The following is a 1220-nucleotide window of genomic DNA, read 5'->3' as shown; positions in this document are numbered from 1 at the left end:
AAAGTAATACCACTACCATTACCGGTGCCCGATGCAGTACCATTCATCGTAATGCTACCGGTGTTGGTAGTGATTTTGGATAATACGCCGTTCAAATTTAATTCAATACCATTGCCAGTGTTTGCATTTGTGGAAACTCCGGTCACGCTAATGTTTGCGGCATTGGTCGCCAGCACTTGAGGGGCTACGCCGCCACCATCTTGAAAATAAACGCCATCGCCAGTATTAGACTGGCCCATTAAACTCAGAGTGCCTGAGCTAGCATTGATAGTGCCTTGAATCTGTAATTTGGCATAGTTATTACCAGTAGATCCGATGGTGACATTACCCGAGGTATTCATCGTGGCGCCACCGGCATAACCAAACCGAATACCCTGAATGCCTATATTATTCGAGCCGCTTGACACGACTAAGGAGCCGGCTCCGGCATTAAATGTGGTGCCCGCATCGCTATAAAACTCTACGCCATCAGCCGTGCCAGACTGCGTGCTACCCGTAATAGAGCTAGCACCCGTGGAAGTAAATGAGGTAGTGCCTCTAAACATAATGCCGGCACCATTTGCACCCCCCTCAGAACCACCGCTGGTAGCGTTCATATTGCCAGTGGCGGTATAGGCGCTTGCAGTGATGCCAGAGCCGTTATTAAACGCAATGCCGTTGGAGCTGGCATTGCTTGTTGTACCCGTTAAGCTAACGGTACCAGTACCCGCATTGATTGCGCTATTTAAGATAATGCCCTGGCTAGTGGTTCCTAAGCCCTTGGCTGTCATTAAAACATTAAACCCAGTACCAGCGCCGGTAATGCCAATACCAGCACCAACTGTAATGCCGTTATTGGCAGTAAGAGTGAGTGTTGGTGCTGATGAGCCGTTATAAGTGCTAGTGATAGCTGAGTTCACCAAAATATTGCCATCAGCTTGTGTACCACCTGATCCTGCGATCGCTACACCGGTTGCGCTTGAAGTTGATCCAGTGCCGCTTCCAGTAGCAATTGTCACACTTGTGCCATTACCTAAGGCCGTACTAATATCACCCGCTTTAACAACTGAGTCACCCGCCGTATTAGCAGTAGAGTTGGTATTAATCTCCACATTATTGGGATCTAAGAGCCAATCTTTTGCGGTGATCTGAACGCCATCAGTCTTTAGATATTGACCGGAGGTTTCATAAAACCGCCTTTGGCTTGTAAGGTAGCGCCGCTGACATCGGTTGTGGCTGAC

The 1220-nt window shown here is 48.5% G+C and carries 1 protein-coding gene; it reads right to left on the bottom strand.

The window, feature by feature from the left end:
* Positions 1-1220: hypothetical protein (locus A9236_RS11135; protein ID WP_161485631.1), on the bottom strand; the 1220-nt coding region annotated here is incomplete at both ends.

The organism is Polynucleobacter sp. QLW-P1DATA-2, from assembly GCF_001870365.1.
In the GTDB taxonomy this organism is placed as follows: Bacteria; Pseudomonadota; Gammaproteobacteria; order Burkholderiales; family Burkholderiaceae; genus Polynucleobacter.
The sequence above is the reverse complement of the archived record's forward strand: the minus strand, read 5'-3'. Positions and strand labels throughout refer to the sequence as shown.